We start from the raw sequence: 15896 nt of genomic DNA, 5'->3' as shown, positions 1-15896 counted from the left end.
CCTACTTGGCTTTTCGAGTTTTTCACCAGCCTGTTAAACGCCCAAATTTCGGATGTACTCGGCTTGAGTCAGGCTTTTGCCGGGGCTTCACTCAAGCCGGATTTCTTACGACTCGCCCGAACAAAGCTAGGCGGTCTCGCCTCTACTGTTTGCGGCGGTCAAACCAGCGTACTGAAATACCGCTCGGCATCGGCGGCCACCTGGCGCAGCAGTGGTTCGGGAAGGCTGGGACTTTGGCTGAGCGATACGGCTTGCAAAACCAGCGTGACCTGCTCGGCCTCCAACAGGCCGCGCGGCACGATGTCGGCGTAGAGCCACACCGCCGCTGCGTGGGCCGGCGGCGCGCGGTCCGCCCCGGCCAGCGCGGCGACCTTGTCGAGCAGGGCCGACGCCAGCAAATCCATCACGCCGGCCGTGCATTGTTGTTCCAGCAATACTTGCGCCGAGCGCAGTTTTTGCGCGGCCGTCTCGTGCAAGGGATTGGCCGGCGCCGGCTCGGCGGCGGCTTCAAACACGGTGCGCGTCTCGGCCAACGGCGATGCGACACCTAAGCGCTGCAAACCGCGCCAAGTGCGGCGGTCGATCACCGCGATCGGCAGGCCGCCGGCGGACAGGTTTTCTGCGGCATCTTCGTCGCCGTCGCGCCAGCTTTCGACCACCACCAGCAAGCCGCCGGGCTTGGCCAGCACGCGTTCGATGCGCGCGCCGAAGGCGGCCTGGATGCCGGCGACGGCCAGCCTTAAGCTGTCTTCGTCGTCGGCGCCTGTTTCAATCGGCGCATGGACAGTAGCCGGACGACGCTGTTCCGCTTCTGGAACCGCAAGCGGCTCGGCCGTTTCCACCGTGGCTGCCTCGTCGGCCGGCGGCCCACCCGCCAAATCGTCGATCAGGGTTTCCAGCATTTTCTTCGACAGGCCGACCACGTCCTCGGTCGCGTCCGGTTCGATGACGTTGTCGAACAAATCGCGCTTGCCCTTCACCAACTGGGCGACGCGCTGTTCGTAGGAATCCTCGGCCAGCAGGATGAAAATCTGCACCTTGTGTTTCTGGCCCAACCGGTGAATCCGGGCGATGCGCTGATCCAGAATCGCCGGGTTCCACGGCATGTCCAGATTGACCAGCACCGTGGCTTCCTGCAGATTCAAGCCGGTGGCGCCGGCGTCGGTGGAAATGAACACCTGTATCGAGTCGTCGTTACGGAAACGCTCCATCAGCTCGCCGCGCTGGCTGCTGGGCACGCCGCCGTGCAAACGCACGCATCCCAGGCCCATGCCGCGCGCCAGCGACTCGACCATTTCGGTCATCAGCGCCCATTGCGAGAACACCACGGCCTTGCGGTTGCTTTGCAAACACAGCTCTTCCAGCAAGCGCGCCAGTTCGTCGAGTTTCGGCGAACCGACGGTTTCCTTGTCCACCAAGCCGGCCGCGTTGCAGGCCATCCGCGCTTGTTGCAATGCCGCCAACATGCGATTGCTCTCGCCCGGCGTCAGCGGCCGGCGCTTGGCGATTTGCGCGATCTGGCCGGCGGCGTGCATGGCGGCCTCGTGCAAACCCCATTGAGCATCAGACATCGCAATGTCCAGCGTCACCTCGGTGCGGTCCGGCAATTGGTCGGCAACCAGACTCCGGTCGCGGCGCAGCAAGACCGGCGCGATGCGGCGGCGCAGTTCCGATAGATTACGGTAACCGATGACCTTACCGCGTTCGTCGGTGACATGAAAATCCAGCAGACAGCGCCACAGCGGCCCCAGCACCCGCGCGTCTACCAGTTGCAACAGGCTGTACAAATCCTCCAGGCGGTTTTCCAGCGGCGTGCCACTCAGGACGAACACGTAGCGGGCCGGAATCAGTTTGACCGTCGAGGCCAGTTTGGTGCGCCAATTCTTGATGCGCTGGGCTTCGTCGAGGATCAGCAAATCCGGCTTGAGCTCTTCGCCGATCAGACTCAGGTCGCGCAGCACCAATTCGTAATTGAGGATGAAAAAGGTCACGTGGGCGCGGTATTGCACGCCACGCTGCTCCGCGCCACCGCTGACGATTTGGGTGGAAAGACCGGTGAATTTGGCGATTTCCCGCGCCCATTGATGTTTCAAGGACGCAGGGCAAACCACCAGGATGCGCTTGACGCCTTCGTGCTCGGCCAGCCAACTGCCGGCGGCGATGGCTTGCAGCGTCTTGCCCAGACCCATGTCGTCGGCCAGCAGGGCCCGGCCCCGCGCCGCCAGAAACGCCACGCCGTCGACCTGATAGGGAAACAGTCTGACTTTCAACCCCGGCAGCACGCCGTTGCCTTGCTTGATTTGCCGGGCGATTTCCTGGCCGCGCACCGCCTGAGCCGCGTCTTCCGCGACTTGCCGGGCGTATTGTGCGGCGTCGTCGCCGAGCAGAAAATCTTCTCGGCCGTAAACCCGTTGCGAGAAGCGGAAAAAGTCCTCCGGCAGGCGGCCCGAGAAGCGGTCTTGTTCGTCGAAGAACTCGGCCAGCAGCGCCGCCAAATCCTCGGCCAGCTCGGGGCGGCGTTGCAGTTTCAGCAGCGGCCGGGTCGCCGACTCCCAGGCCAGATAGACGAAGGACAGCGGGCAACCGGCCTCCTTCAAGCGTTGGTAATGCGGCTGCTTGCGAGCATGATGCAGCACCGCCTCGATATGCTTACAGGTGCCAAGCCGGTTGCTGGCCAAGTCCGGGCAGGTGCAGTAATTGACGCGCTGGTCCAGCGAACGGATCTGCACCTGGTAGGAACGCTGCCAATGCGTCGCCGACACCAGCGACGTGGCTTGCCAGGTGCCGAAGCCCAGATTGCCGCTCAGCAATTTGACCCTGACTTCGTTGCGGCCCTTCTTGACCCGCTCCTGGATCGCCTCGTCCACCGCGCTATCCAAGCCGGTGGTGTCGATAGTCGCGAACTGGTCGGCATAGGCGTACAGCGCGGCGACGGCATGCACGCAGACGCCAGATTCTGGATGGCAATCGCAACCCACCAGCAAATTGCCGTCGCCGTCGGTCGCAAGTTCCAGCCAATATTGCTCGCCATTTTCGTCCTCGACCTGAGCCGTCAGTCGCCCCTCTTCCCGCGCGACGCCAATCACCCGGTTATCGTTGAAATAACGCAAGCCTTGCTTGACCAAGTCTTCCGAAGCGATGTCATGCAGGCGTTCGGTGTCGTAGAGGTAAATGTCGTTGTCCATCGCAGGTCGATTACAGTTTCTGGAATGTCCCAGATTCTAACCGGACGGAACTGCAGGCAAAACTTAAATCCGCTGCCAGCGACGCCACCTCGCTACTAGCAGCGGGCCGGCTGAAACCGTTACATCGGGCTCACCAGTCCGCCGCTAAGCACCGAATAGCAAACGCCTCCGCCAGTTCATCCGCAATCGCAACTAGCGTTGGCCGAATGCCGGATCGCCAATCCGGACTCAATCGGCCGGCAAAACATACTATAATGCTCGGTCATTTTTTCGAGCATAACCGCGCATAGCAATGACGAGACGCAAAAACGCTGCCCAATTTGAAGAAGCCATGGCCGAACTGGAAAAGTTGGTCGAGCAGATGGAGCGCGGCGATATTACGCTGGAAGAATCGTTGAAATTCTTCGAACGCGGCGTCGGCTTGACCCGCACCTGCCAGCAAGCCTTGCAGGACGCCGAACAGAAGGTGCAGATTTTATTAGAAAAAAACGGCCAGCAAACTTTGGAGCCATTCACCGATGAGTAAGTTGAAAGAATATTTAGTCGCCTGCCAAAACCGCGTCGAACGCGCGCTGGATGCCAGGCTGCCGGGCGAAAACATTTTGCCGCAGACTCTGCATGCGGCGATGCGTTACAGCGTTTTGGACGGCGGCAAGCGCACGCGGCCTTTGCTGACCTATGCAACCGGCGTGGCAGTGGGCCTGAGCGAAGACGAGCTCGACGCCCAGGCCTGCGCGGTGGAGTTCATCCACGTGTATTCGCTGATCCACGACGACTTGCCGGCGATGGATAACGACGATCTGCGCCGTGGCAAACCGACCTGCCACAAGGCTTTCGACGAAGCGACGGCGATCTTGGCCGGCGACGCATTGCAAGCCCTGGCTTTCGATACCTTGGCAAACGACGCCGCCATCAAAGCCGGCGCGGAAGCGCGGCTGAGAATGATTGCCGCATTGGCCCGCGCCAGCGGCTCGCAAGGCATGGTCGGCGGCCAAGCCATCGATTTGGGCTCGGTCGGACGCAAATTGACGCTGCCCGAATTGGAAAATATGCACATCCACAAAACCGGCGCATTGATCCGAGCCAGCGTGAATCTGGCGGCGCTATCGAAGCCGGACCTGGATGCCGACGCCGCCAAAAAACTGGACCATTACGCCAAATGCATCGGCTTGTCGTTCCAAGTCAAAGACGACATTCTCGACATCGAAGCCGACACCGCTACCCTGGGCAAAACCCAGGGTAAGGACGTCGATAACGACAAACCGACCTACCCCGCCTTACTGGGTCTGGCCGGCGCCAAGGAAAAAGCCCAGCAATTGCACGAACAAGCGGTGGCAAGCTTGGCCGATTTCGGCCCGGAAGCCGACCTGTTACGGGATTTATCCCTGTACATCATCGAGCGCACCCATTAGACACGCGTTTTCCCGCCGCCCTGCGTCCCCAAGGAAATAATAACAACATGACATCTTCCGGAAACTTCCCGCTACTCGACACCATTGCCGGCCCGACCGACATCCGTGCCCTGAAGAAAGAGCAACTGCCGCAGTTGGCCGATGAGGTGCGTTCGTATTTGACCCACACGGTCAGTATCTCCGGCGGCCATTTCGCCGCCGGCTTGGGCACGGTGGAATTGACCGTGGCGCTGCATTATGTGTTCGATACGCCGGTGGACCAGTTGGTGTGGGATGTCGGCCATCAGGCCTATCCGCATAAGATTCTGACCGGGCGCAAGGATAGGATGACGACGATCCGCACCCTCGGTGGGGTGTCGGCGTTTCCGTCGCGCGAGGAGAGCGAGTACGACGCGTTTGGCGTCGGCCATTCGTCGACGTCGATCAGTGCGGCACTGGGCATGGCCATCGCTTCGCAGTTGCGCGGCGAGGACAAGAAGATGGTGGCGATCATCGGCGACGGGTCGATCACGGGCGGTATGGCCTTCGAGGCGATGAACCATGCCGGCGATGTCAATGCCAATCTGTTGGTGATTTTGAACGACAACGAGATGTCGATTTCGCCGCCGGTCGGGGCGATGAATAATTATCTGACCAAGATTTTATCGAGTAAGTTTTATTCGTCGGTCAAGAAGGAAAGCAAGAAGGCCTTGTCCAGCATGCCCAGCGTCTGGGAACTGGCGCGCAAGGCGGAAGAACATGTCAAAGGCATGATCGTGCCGGGTACCTTGTTCGAGGAGTTGGGCTTCAATTATTTCGGACCGATCGACGGCCACGATCTGGAGATGTTGGTATCGACGCTGGAGAATTTGAAGGATTTGACCGGGCCGGTGTTCCTGCATGTGGTGACCAAGAAGGGTAAGGGTTATGCCCCGGCCGAGAAAGATCCTTTGGCTTACCACGGCGTACCGGCCTTCGATCCGACCAAGGATTTTCTGCCGAAGGCGGCGCCGTCGCCGCATCCGACTTATACCGAGGTGTTTGGCCGTTGGCTGTGCGACATGGCGGCACAAGACGAGCGGCTGTTGGGCATTACGCCGGCGATGCGCGAAGGTTCGGGGCTGGTCGAGTTTTCGCAAAAGTTTCCGAAACGTTATTTCGACGTGGCGATTGCCGAACAACATGCGGTCACGCTGGCCGCCGGCCAGGCTTGCCAAGGCGCCAAGCCGGTGGTGGCGATTTATTCGACTTTTTTGCAACGCGGTTACGACCAGTTGATTCACGACGTAGCCTTGCAGAATCTGGATGTGCTGTTTGCGTTGGATAGAGCCGGTCTGGTCGGCCCGGACGGCCCAACCCATGCCGGGGCGTTCGATTACAGTTATATGCGCTGCATTCCCAATATGCTGGTGATGGCGCCGGCCGACGAGAACGAGTGCCGGCAGATGTTGACCACCGGTTTCCAGCATAACGGCCCGGCCTCGGTGCGCTATCCGCGCGGCAAGGGGCCAGGTGCGGCAATCGATCCGGCGTTAACCGAACTGGAAATCGGCAAGGGCGAGATTCGCCATCACGGCGGCCGAATTGCGATTCTGGCCTGGGGCAGCATGGTCGCGCCGGCCAGCGAAGCCGGCAAGCAACTGGGCGCCACCGTCGCCAACATGCGTTTCGTCAAACCGATCGACGAAGACTTGATCCTGCAATTGGCCAAGACCCACGACGTGTTCGTCACGGTCGAGGAAAACGTGTTGGCCGGCGGCGTCGGCAGTGCGGTATTGCAATTCTTGCAACAACAAAAGATTCTGATGCCGGTATTGAATATCGGCCTGCCGGACCGCTTCGTCGAGCAAGGTTCGCGCGACGAACTGATCAGCTTGGTCACACTCGATGCCAAGGGCATAATGCAACAGATTGAAGCCTTTTGCGCTTGATAACGAGGTGATAAATGGACCGCTTACGCAATAAAATCCGCGATATTCCCGACTTCCCAAAACCCGGAATTATCTTTAAAGACATTACGCCGCTGGTTAAAGATCCGGCCACGCTGCGCTTGTCGGTACACCAACTGTTGCACCCATTCTTGGGCCGGGACATTACCGCAGTAGCCGGCATGGAAGCCAGAGGCTTCATTTTCGGCTCCTTGGTAGCCTGGGAACTGGGCATTCCGTTCATACCGCTACGCAAACCCGGCAAACTGCCTTACGACGTTCAGAGCGTTTCTTACGATCTGGAATACGGCTCGGCGGAACTGGAAGTCCATATCGATGCCGTCGACAGCGACGATAAAGTGTTACTGATCGACGACTTGCTGGCAACCGGCGGCACGGCTAAAGCCAGTTGCGACCTGATTGAGAAATTAGGCGCCCAGGTCATTGCCTGCGCCTTTGTGGTGGAACTGGATTTTTTGGCGGGAAGAGAAAAACTGGCAGGCTACGAAGTACACTCCCTGTTGCACTACTAATTCAAGGAATCGAAAGACGCTTCCGTGCGTCTCTAAACAAAGTCAACGGCGTTTACGCCGAACTTTTTTTTTACTGCTGAACTCATCCATCTTTGCCGAGGCTTGCTCGAACTGAGACTCCGCTCTTGCGAACGAGCGGGACATATTGTCGAATGCGTCGGGTTCGGCCGCGGCGCTATCCACAACCGGTTTCAGACTGGATTGAGGCCCCAGCAAGTCGCTTCCGTTTGAAGATTTAGCTTTGTCCGCCGCTTTTTCGGATTTTGCCGGCTTGGCTTCGCCACCGATAGCATCTTCGACGTCGATATCATAAATTTCGGCGGAGTGCTTGCCGTCGTTGACCAAATTTTGCCGGTATTGCAAAAACGATTCGCGAGTAAAGACGTAAGGGTCCAACGCCGCTTCGTCGATAAAATTCAACGCGCCTTCGGCATTGGCCCGGTCGTTGATACCCTCAACAATGCCGGTACCAGGCACATAAGTACCAGGGTTTGCCGCCCTGTCGAGAATACTGGCCGAACCGTCGCGAATTGTGGTGGGACCTAAAATCGGCAGCACCAAATAAGCGCCCTGATCGACCCCCCAAACCGCCAACGTCTGGCCGAAATCCTCGACGTTGCCCTGCATGCCCAAACCGCTGGCAACGTCGAACAGGCCCAACAAACCAATGGTCGAGTTGGTCAAAAAACGACCGGTATCGGACGCCCCTTGGCTAACTTTACCTTGCAGAAAATCGTTCAAAACGACGTTGATACCTTTCAAATTGGTGAAAAAATTTGTCACGCCGGTTTCCATGAAATCCGGAGTAATGAATTTGTACCCGTCGGCTACCGGCTTCAGTAGATATTTATCCAACCCCATGTTGAAACTGTACATGGAGCGGTTGAATCCTTCGTACGGATCGACCGAATTGGATTTGGGCTCGGCAATATTGGTGGTACCTAGATCTTTCGGCTCGGTGCTGGCGCAACCGCCGACCGATAACGCGCCGGAAAACAGCATGGCCCACATCAGACAGGCTTGGCTTTTACCTTGATTACAGGGGTTAAACATTACTCACAATTCCTGGCAAACTATTGTTTCGCGTAGCTTTCTATTTTTTCGTTGATTTTGGCGATCAATGCGTCGAAACCTTCCCGGCTTAAAACGCTGGTATATTCCGATCTTTTCAATGCCAAATCGCTGACACCATCCGCTATTATATTGATAATTCGCCAGCCATCGTCCTTTTTCTTCATCATGTAGTCGAATTTGACGTCCTTCTCGCCGGGAATTACCAAATTGGTATGGATCACCACGCCGCCGCGCCCGGTCTCCTCTTCCGAGACGAAATTGAACGATTCCCCGGAAAAGTCTTTGAAGTTATGCGCATACGCGGAAACGCTGAGGCGACTGAAAACGGTCTCCAATTTTTCCTGCTGTTCCGGAGTCAATTCTTCCCATTGCTTGCCGACCACGATACGCGCGATCTTCGGCAAATCGTGGCTCTTTTTGACCAATACATCCAGCTTGTCGTAACGGCCGCCGAAACCGAGCGTCTTGCCCTGCTTCATGATCGCCAGCAATTCGTTTTGAAACTCATCGACCACCTGCCTGGCGGTCTGTTCTTCCGCCGCCACCAGCGGAGAAAATACCAGCAACACCAACAAGCTCAGTACGCAATACATTCTGTGGAACATAACGTTATCGAAACCTCATATTAAGAGCGGCCATTTTAAGACTCGACTTTGACCGGGATTTCCGAAATCGAGCTTTTTTTGTAGGTCATCACGAACTCGGGCTGTTTTTCCGGCAGCATGTCTCCGGACGTTTTCGGCCCGCGAATTTTAGCCAGCAAGGCCTTCAGCGGATTGGCCAAAGTATCCTCCACCGCAGTAGCTTCATAACCGCAATGGGCCATGCAGTTCGCGCATTTGGGATTCTTGACGGTGCCGTATTTATCCCACGGCGTAGAGTCCAACAACTCTTGGAAGGATGAGGCGTTACCTTCGTCGGCCAACAAATAGCAAGGTTTCTGCCAACCGAATACGTTACGGGTCGGATTACCCCACGGCGTGCAGTCGTAGTTTTGGTTACCGGCCAGAAAATCCAGGTAAAGCGAGGAGTGGTTCAGCTTCCACTTGCGGGTTTTACCGATCTTGAATATGTCGCGGAATAAGTTTTTGACTTCCAAGCCTTTAATGAATACATCTTGGCGCGGCGCCCTCTCGTAGCTAAAGCCCGGAGCGATGGTTACGCCTTCCACGCCAAGTTCCATCGCATAATCCAGAAACTCCGCAACCTCTTCCGGCGTTTCGCCCTGAAACAGCGTGCAGTTGATCGTCACGCGAAAACCTTTGCTCAAAGCCAATTTGATCGCTTCCACCGCAATATCGAACACACCGTCCTGGCAGACCGATGCGTCATGGCGGTTTTTCAAGCCGTCCAAATGCACCGAGAACGTCAGATAAGGCGACGGTTTGTAATCGTTGATGCGCTTTCTCAACAATAATGCGTTGGTACACAAATAGACGAATTTCTTTCTGGCAACGATGCCCTCGACGATTTGCGGCATCTCTTTATGGATCAAAGGCTCTCCGCCCGGAATCGAGACCATAGGCGCGCCGCACTCGTCGACGGCATCCAGGCACTCCTGAACGGACAGGCGCTTATCCAAAATGTCGTCGGGATAATCGATCTTACCGCAACCGGCGCAAGCCAGATTACATCTGAACAAAGGCTCCAGCATCAGAACCAAGGGATACTTTTTTACCCCTTTGATTTTTTGCTTGATCAGATAACTACCCACAGCCAATTGCTGACGTAAAGGAACACTCACGGCATTATTCTCCAAAAACTATCAAGACCTTCAGCTCCGCCGGCTGTTACATAAAAACAACAGCACTCGAGCCATGACTATCGCGAGCGCGCCCCGGCCAACAACCTTCGGCCCAAGCAAACCAGCGGGCGCACAACTAGATGTGGTAAGAATACTACTTTTTTACCCGGCACTCCAGTCGAAATACGCAAAAAACAACAACATGCTGCGGCAGCCCGTCGCAAAACCACAATTTCGACCGTCTAAACGCCAACCGACTCAGCACCGAATATCAAAAAATTTCCTTTTTAAATCATAACAAAAGCACAAAACTCCAGAATTAAAATCGGAAAAACCAACACCGCTTCCGGCAAATTTGCCTTAACGCAACATCGCTTTGCAAAACCCCAACAAACAGTCTATCATTGCCGCTACTGATAGTTAGACCAAAAAGTAAATGAACGGATTTCAATCACCCATCGACAACCCGGAATCGCTGAAACAGCTATCCGACCACGAACTTCAAGCCGTGCTGCTCGAAGGCGTTTCGCGTACGTTTGCGTTGACTATTCCGCAACTGCCGGAAGCGCTGTACCCGGCCGTGGCCAATGCCTACCTGCTGTGCCGAATTGTCGACACTATCGAAGACGAGGTTTCCCTCAGCCCGCCGCAGAAAAAGCGTTTTTGCGACAGCTTTATCGAAATCGTCAAAACCGGCCGCGGCGCTGAAGCGTTTGCCGACGAATTGGCGCCGTTACTGTCCGCGCAAACCATTCCGGCCGAGCACAGCCTGATACGCCTAATTCCCCGCGTCATTGCCATCACTCATAGCCTGTCGGCCCCGCAAATCGAAGCCCTGGCTTGCTGCGTGGAAACCATGGCCCGCGGCATGCCGGTATACCAGGCCCTGGACCTGCACGCCGGCCTGAAAACGATGAAGGACATGGACGACTACTGCTATTACGTGGCCGGATGCGTCGGCGAAATGCTGGCCAAACTGTTCTGCCATTACTCGCCGGAAATAGCCGCGCACCGCGAAGAACTGTTGAAGTTATCGGTATCGTTCGGCCAGGGTTTGCAGATGACCAACATTCTGAAAGACATCTGGGACGACGCCAAACGCGGCGTATGCTGGCTGCCGCAAGATATTTTCGACGAAACCGGCTTCGATTTGGCCGATCTGACGCCGACCACCAACGACGAACGCTTCCGCAAAGGCCTGGAACGCTTGATCGGCATCGCTCACGGCCACTTGCAAAACGCGCTGACCTACACCCAGTTGCTGCCCAGCCATGAAACCGGCATCCGCAATTTCTGCCTGTGGGCACTGGGCATGGCGGTGTTGACCTTGAAAAAAATCAAACAGCATCTGGATTTCAACGAATCCAACCAGGTCAAGATCAGCCGCAACAGCGTCAAGGCCACGATTATCGCCAGCAAATTATCGGCGCGCAGCAACTGGCTGTTGTCACTGCTTTTCAATCTCACCAGCAGCGGCCTAAAAACCCCTGACTGGCAGTATTCACCCGTATCTCACACTGGACCATAAGGAATCGCCATGTTTACTGAAGCCCCTGTAGAGACCAGCAATCACGACTTTTCCCACCACAGCTCGGCGGCTGCCATCAGCCCGGGCAAAATCCAAGCCGCCATCGACCGGGCGCAGGCGAAACTGCTCAGCCTGCAGCATCCGGCCGGCTATTGGGTATTCGAACTGGAAGCTGACTGCACTATCCCGTCCGAATACATCATGATGATGCATTACCTGGACGACATTAACGAAGAGCTCCAGGCCAAGATAGCCGTTTATCTGCGCAGCCGCCAATCCGAGGACGGCAGTTATCCGCTGTTCACCGGAGGCCCCGGCGACATCAGCGGTAGCGTCAAAGCCTATTACGCATTAAAAATGGCCGGCGATGCCGTCGACGCACCGCATATGAAAAAACTGCGCGACTGGATTTTGAGTCAGGGCGGCGCGGCGCGCGCCAACGTCTTTACCCGAATCGCGCTGGCGATCTTCGACCAACTACCCTGGCGCGGCGTGCCTTACATTCCGGTGGAAATCATGCTGTTGCCCAAGTGGTTTCCTTTCCACCTGGACAAAGTGTCTTATTGGTCGCGTACCGTAATGGTGCCGTTGTTCATCCTGTGCACGCTGAAAGCCAAAGCCAAGAATCCGCATAATGTCGACATTCTGGAGTTGTTCGTCGTACATCCGGACGAAGAAAAACACTATTTCCCGGAACGCACCTTCTTAAACAAATGCTTTCTGGCGTTGGATAAGCTGGGCCGCGTGGCCGAACCGCTGATCCCCAAGAGCATGCGCAAACGCGCCATCGACAAAGCCGTGTCGTGGTTTACCGAGCGCCTGAACGGCGAAGACGGCTTGGGCGGTATTTTTCCGGCGATGGTCAACGCCTACCAAGCCATGTTACTGCTGGGTTTCCCGGAAGATCACCCCAACGTCGTAATCTCCCGCAAGGCCATCGACAAATTGCTGGTCGTCAAGGACGACTATGCCTATTGCCAACCTTGTCTGTCTCCGGTTTGGGATACCGCACTGGCCAGCATGGCGCTGATCGAAGCCGACAAACGCGGCAATACACCGCAACTGGCGAAAGCCAACGATTGGCTGAAAAGCGTGCAACTATCCGACGAACCCGGCGACTGGCGCGTCAGCAAACCCGATCTGGCCGGCGGCGGCTGGGCCTTCCAATTTGCCAATCCGCATTATCCGGATGTCGACGATACCGCGATCGTCGGTTTCGCGATGGCAGAATCCGAGCAAGACGGCCTGGATGAGTCCATTCATCGCGCCACCCGCTGGATCGTCGGCATGCAATCCAAGAACGGCGGCTACGGTGCGTTCGATGTCGACAACACTTATTACTACCTGAACGAAATTCCGTTCGCCGACCACGGCGCGCTGCTCGACCCGCCGACCGTCGACGTCAGCGCCCGTTGCGCGATGCTGATGGCCCGCGTCGCCAAAGGCCACGACGAATACCGCCCGGCCCTGCAACGCACCATCGATTACATTCGCAGCGAACAGGAAGCCGACGGCTCCTGGTTCGGTCGTTGGGGCACCAACTTCATCTACGGCACCTGGTCCGCATTGCTGGGCCTGGAGCAAACCGACCTGCCAAAAACCGATCCGATGTACGTTAAAGCGGCCGCGTGGCTGAAAAGCGTGCAACGCGAAGACGGCGGCTGGGGCGAGGACAATCTGAGCTACCACGACGACGTCAAATACCGTGGCCGTTACCACTTCAGCACCGCCTTTCAAACCGCGTGGGCAATATTGGGCTTGATTGCGGCCGGCGAAGTGCACAGCAAGGAAGTCAAGGCCGGCATCGAGTTTTTGTTGCGCAGCCAGCAAGCCGACGGCGTCTGGAACGACCCTTGCTTCACCGCACCGGGTTTCCCGCGCGTGTTCTATTTGAAATACCACGGCTACGACAAATTCTTTCCGTTGTGGGCGCTGGCCAGATACCGTAACGAGCTGAGCAAGCACTAACGTGAGTTGCGGAATCGTCGTCGCCCTACCCGAAGAGCTTAGCACGCTGACCAAGCGCAAATTTGCGCTGGGCGAGTGCCATGCCATCGGTGGCGGCGTACTGCTCAGTTACTCCGGCGCCGGCCCGGCCAACGCCGAAAAAGCCGCCGCCGGGTTAATCGACCGGGGTGCGAATCGGCTAATCAGCTGGGGCTGCGCCGCGGCATTGGCTCAAGATCGGCGACCGGGGGATTTGGTCTTGCCGGAACGCGTCCTCACCCAGGATCGGCATAGTTTGGCTACCGATCCGTCTTGGCGGCAACGTTTGGCAAACCTGCTGGCGGACCACCAAGCCGTCGGCTCCGGCACTTTACTGGAAAGTGGCCGGATCGTCGGGCAACGCGAGGAAAAGCGGCAATTGTTCGAACAGACCGGCGCCGTCGCCCTCGACATGGAAAGCGCGGCGGTCGGCCGAACCGCCGCGAATGCCCAGTTGCCGTTTTTAGTGGTCCGCGCTATTGCCGACCCGGCCGAGATGAGCCTGCCGGAAGCAGTGGTTCATGCGCTGGACGCCGACGGCCAAGTGCAATTGGGCCGCCTGCTTGCATTTCTATTGGCCCACCCTTGGCAACTCGGCGGTTTGATCCGCTTAGGCATACATTTTCGCGCGGCGCAAACCAGCCTGAAGACCGCCGCCCGGTTCATCAACGAAATTACTCGGATTTAGCATCAGACTCCAACGCCACGCGGTGGAAAGCGGCGAACCTGTTCGACACCGGCCTGGCGTTAACCAACTACGAGGTATTACATGTCCTTTAGCATTGCCGAACTTTTTAACCAACATTTCGCGGAAAAATTCGAACTGCACGAACACTATCTGAACAACCAGATGGTGCGGGTTTTGCGGACTATCGGTTACGACCGCAATTATAAAAAAGCTATCGGCCAATACCTATACGACGAAGACGGCAACGAATACCTGGATCTATTAAGCGGTTTCGGCGTATTCGCGATGGGCCGCAACCATCCGACCATCGTCAGCGCCCTACAGGAAACGCTGACCATGGAATTGCCGAATCTGGTGCAAATGGATGTGTCGCTGTTGAGCGGCTTGCTGGCCAAGGAAATTCTGGCCACCTGCCCTGACAATCTGGAAAAGATGTTTTTCTGCAATTCCGGCACCGAAGCGGTGGAAGCGGCGATTAAATTCGCCCGCTACACCACCAAACGGCCGCGGATTCTGCATTGCGAACACAGCTACCACGGCTTGACGATGGGAGCGCTGTCGTTGACCGGCGAGCATATTTTCCGCGAAGGCTTCGGCCCCTTGTTGCCGGACACCGGCTCGGTGCCGTTCAACGATCTCGAAGCCTTGGAAAAAGCGCTGAGCGGCAATGACGTCGCCGCCTTCATCGTCGAACCGATTCAAGGCAAGGGCGTCAACGTCCCCGACGACAACTACCTGCCGGAAGTCGAACGCCTATGTAAAAAATACGGCACGCTGTTCGTCGCCGACGAGATCCAGACCGGTATCGGCCGTACGGGCAAGTTCTGGGCCATCGAACACTGGGGCGTCAAGCCCGATATGATTTTGATGGCTAAAGCCCTGTCAGGCGGCTTCGTGCCGGTCGGCGGCGTGGCGATGACCAGCAAAATCATGGATACCGTGTTCAACCGGATGGACCGCGCCGTCGTGCACGGCTCGACCTTCTCCAAGAACAACATGGCGATGGCCGCCGGCCTGGCCAGCTTACACGTCGTACACTCGGAAAAGCTGGTCGAAAACAGCGCCAAAATCGGTAACGACATCATCGCCACGATCAACGCGATGGCTCCGAAATACGAATTCCTGAAAGAAGCGCGCGGCAAAGGTTCGATGATCGCAATCGAATTCCACGCCCCGAAAAGCTTAGGGCTAAAAGCCGCCTGGGCCATGCTGGAAGCGGCCAACAAAGGCCTGTTCTGCCAGATGATTCTGATTCCGCTGTTCAAGGAGCACCGGGTGTTGGCGCAAGTCGCCGGCCACGGCATGAACGTCGTCAAATTCCTACCGCCGCTGATCCTGACCGAAAAAGACCGCGACTGGATCGTCGGCTCGGTCGAGAAAACCATCGCCGACACCCATAACGTCACCGGTTCGATTTGGACGCTGGGCAAAAACTTGGCCGGACACGCTTTGAAAAACAAAAAATAAGGAGATGAACATGCGTTTTGTACCCCGGATTTTATTGGTGTTGACCCTGGCTGCCAGCCAGACCGCCTTCGGCCACGCCGTCGTCACCCACAACTCGCTGAAACTGAAACCGGTGCCGGTCAACCAGGCCAGCCAGGTCGAGTTATCGTTCAACTCCAAAGTCGAGTTGGACTTGTCCGAAGTGTTTCTGGTCAGCGCCGGCGACGTGATGACGCCGGTCGCCGCTTCGCCGGGCGCTAAACCCGGCCAGGTATTGTTGGATTTACCGGCTTTGGCGCCGGGCGAATACGCCATCAAATTAAAAATTTTCGCCGCAGACGGCCATCTCAGCGAAGACCTGTTGCGCTTTTTCGTCAAAGAACCCAAATAACC

The 15896-nt window shown here is 57.0% G+C and carries 13 protein-coding genes; 9 read left to right on the top strand and 4 right to left on the bottom strand.

Annotated elements, in window-relative coordinates; all coding sequences use genetic code 11:
* Positions 1 to 158: 158 nt before the first annotated feature.
* Positions 159 to 3185: a DEAD/DEAH box helicase gene (locus tag VXJ35_RS06455; RefSeq protein WP_064020939.1), complete on the bottom strand. Its 3027-nt coding sequence runs from the start codon at positions 3183 to 3185 to the stop codon at positions 159 to 161.
* 292 nt (positions 3186 to 3477) lie between these two features.
* Here VXJ35_RS06455 and VXJ35_RS06450 point away from each other — a divergent pair, with 292 nt between their 5' ends.
* From VXJ35_RS06450 to VXJ35_RS06435, 4 genes are read left to right on the top strand one after another with little or no spacing between them, the layout of a single operon-like run.
* Entirely contained in the window at positions 3478 to 3711 is a 234-nt protein-coding gene (locus VXJ35_RS06450; RefSeq protein WP_054763113.1) for an exodeoxyribonuclease VII small subunit, read from the top strand.
* Entirely contained in the window at positions 3704 to 4597 is an 894-nt protein-coding gene (gene ispA, locus VXJ35_RS06445) for a (2E,6E)-farnesyl diphosphate synthase (RefSeq protein ID WP_064020938.1), read from the top strand. The genes VXJ35_RS06450 and ispA overlap by 8 nt, the downstream gene beginning before the upstream one ends.
* A gap of 47 nt (positions 4598 to 4644) precedes the next feature.
* Complete coding sequence (dxs, locus tag VXJ35_RS06440) at positions 4645 to 6507, top strand: 1-deoxy-D-xylulose-5-phosphate synthase (RefSeq protein ID WP_064020937.1); 1863 nt, start codon at positions 4645 to 4647, stop codon at positions 6505 to 6507.
* Positions 6508 to 6521: 14 nt separating this feature from the next.
* Entirely contained in the window at positions 6522 to 7037 is a 516-nt protein-coding gene (locus VXJ35_RS06435) for an adenine phosphoribosyltransferase (protein WP_064020936.1), read from the top strand.
* A 42-nt stretch (positions 7038 to 7079) separates the two neighbouring features.
* Here VXJ35_RS06435 and VXJ35_RS06430 read toward each other — a convergent pair whose 3' ends face one another.
* Genes VXJ35_RS06430 through hpnH form a run of 3 tightly spaced genes read right to left on the bottom strand, consistent with a single transcriptional unit; the run spans position 7080 to position 9855 of the window.
* Positions 7080 to 8090, bottom strand: coding sequence for a VacJ family lipoprotein (locus VXJ35_RS06430; protein WP_064020935.1), 1011 nt, complete (start codon positions 8088 to 8090; stop codon positions 7080 to 7082).
* Between the two features lie 20 nt (positions 8091 to 8110).
* Positions 8111 to 8716: an ABC transporter substrate-binding protein gene (locus VXJ35_RS06425; RefSeq protein WP_082880820.1), complete on the bottom strand. Its 606-nt coding sequence runs from the start codon at positions 8714 to 8716 to the stop codon at positions 8111 to 8113.
* 35 nt (positions 8717 to 8751) lie between these two features.
* Positions 8752 to 9855 (bottom strand): adenosyl-hopene transferase HpnH, encoded by a 1104-nt coding sequence (hpnH, locus tag VXJ35_RS06420; RefSeq protein WP_064023399.1) that lies wholly within the window; start codon positions 9853 to 9855, stop codon positions 8752 to 8754.
* A 436-nt stretch (positions 9856 to 10291) separates the two neighbouring features.
* Here hpnH and VXJ35_RS06415 point away from each other — a divergent pair, with 436 nt between their 5' ends.
* The 5 genes from VXJ35_RS06415 to VXJ35_RS06395 all read left to right on the top strand — a co-directional run bounded on the left by VXJ35_RS06415 (position 10292) and on the right by VXJ35_RS06395 (position 15894).
* Positions 10292 to 11383 (top strand): phytoene/squalene synthase family protein, encoded by a 1092-nt coding sequence (locus VXJ35_RS06415; RefSeq protein WP_064020933.1) that lies wholly within the window; start codon positions 10292 to 10294, stop codon positions 11381 to 11383.
* Between the two features lie 9 nt (positions 11384 to 11392).
* A complete protein-coding gene (shc, locus tag VXJ35_RS06410) occupies positions 11393 to 13351 on the top strand; it encodes a squalene--hopene cyclase (protein ID WP_064020932.1) in 1959 nt (652 codons plus the stop codon).
* 1 nt (position 13352) lies between these two features.
* The gene (locus tag VXJ35_RS06405; protein ID WP_064020931.1) at positions 13353 to 14057 is read left to right on the top strand and encodes a phosphorylase; all 705 of its coding nucleotides are present in this window, start codon (positions 13353 to 13355) and stop codon (positions 14055 to 14057) included.
* Between the two features lie 81 nt (positions 14058 to 14138).
* Positions 14139 to 15524: an aspartate aminotransferase family protein gene (locus VXJ35_RS06400; protein ID WP_064020930.1), complete on the top strand. Its 1386-nt coding sequence runs from the start codon at positions 14139 to 14141 to the stop codon at positions 15522 to 15524.
* Positions 15525 to 15534: 10 nt separating this feature from the next.
* Entirely contained in the window at positions 15535 to 15894 is a 360-nt protein-coding gene (locus tag VXJ35_RS06395; protein WP_064023398.1) for a copper resistance CopC family protein, read from the top strand.
* Positions 15895 to 15896: the final 2 nt, after the last annotated feature.

Source organism: Methylomonas sp. DH-1 (genome assembly GCF_046097555.1).
GTDB classification, from domain to species: domain Bacteria; phylum Pseudomonadota; class Gammaproteobacteria; order Methylococcales; family Methylomonadaceae; genus Methylomonas; species Methylomonas koyamae.
Note: the sequence above shows the minus strand (reverse complement) of the source record. Positions and strands in the feature narration are given on the sequence as shown.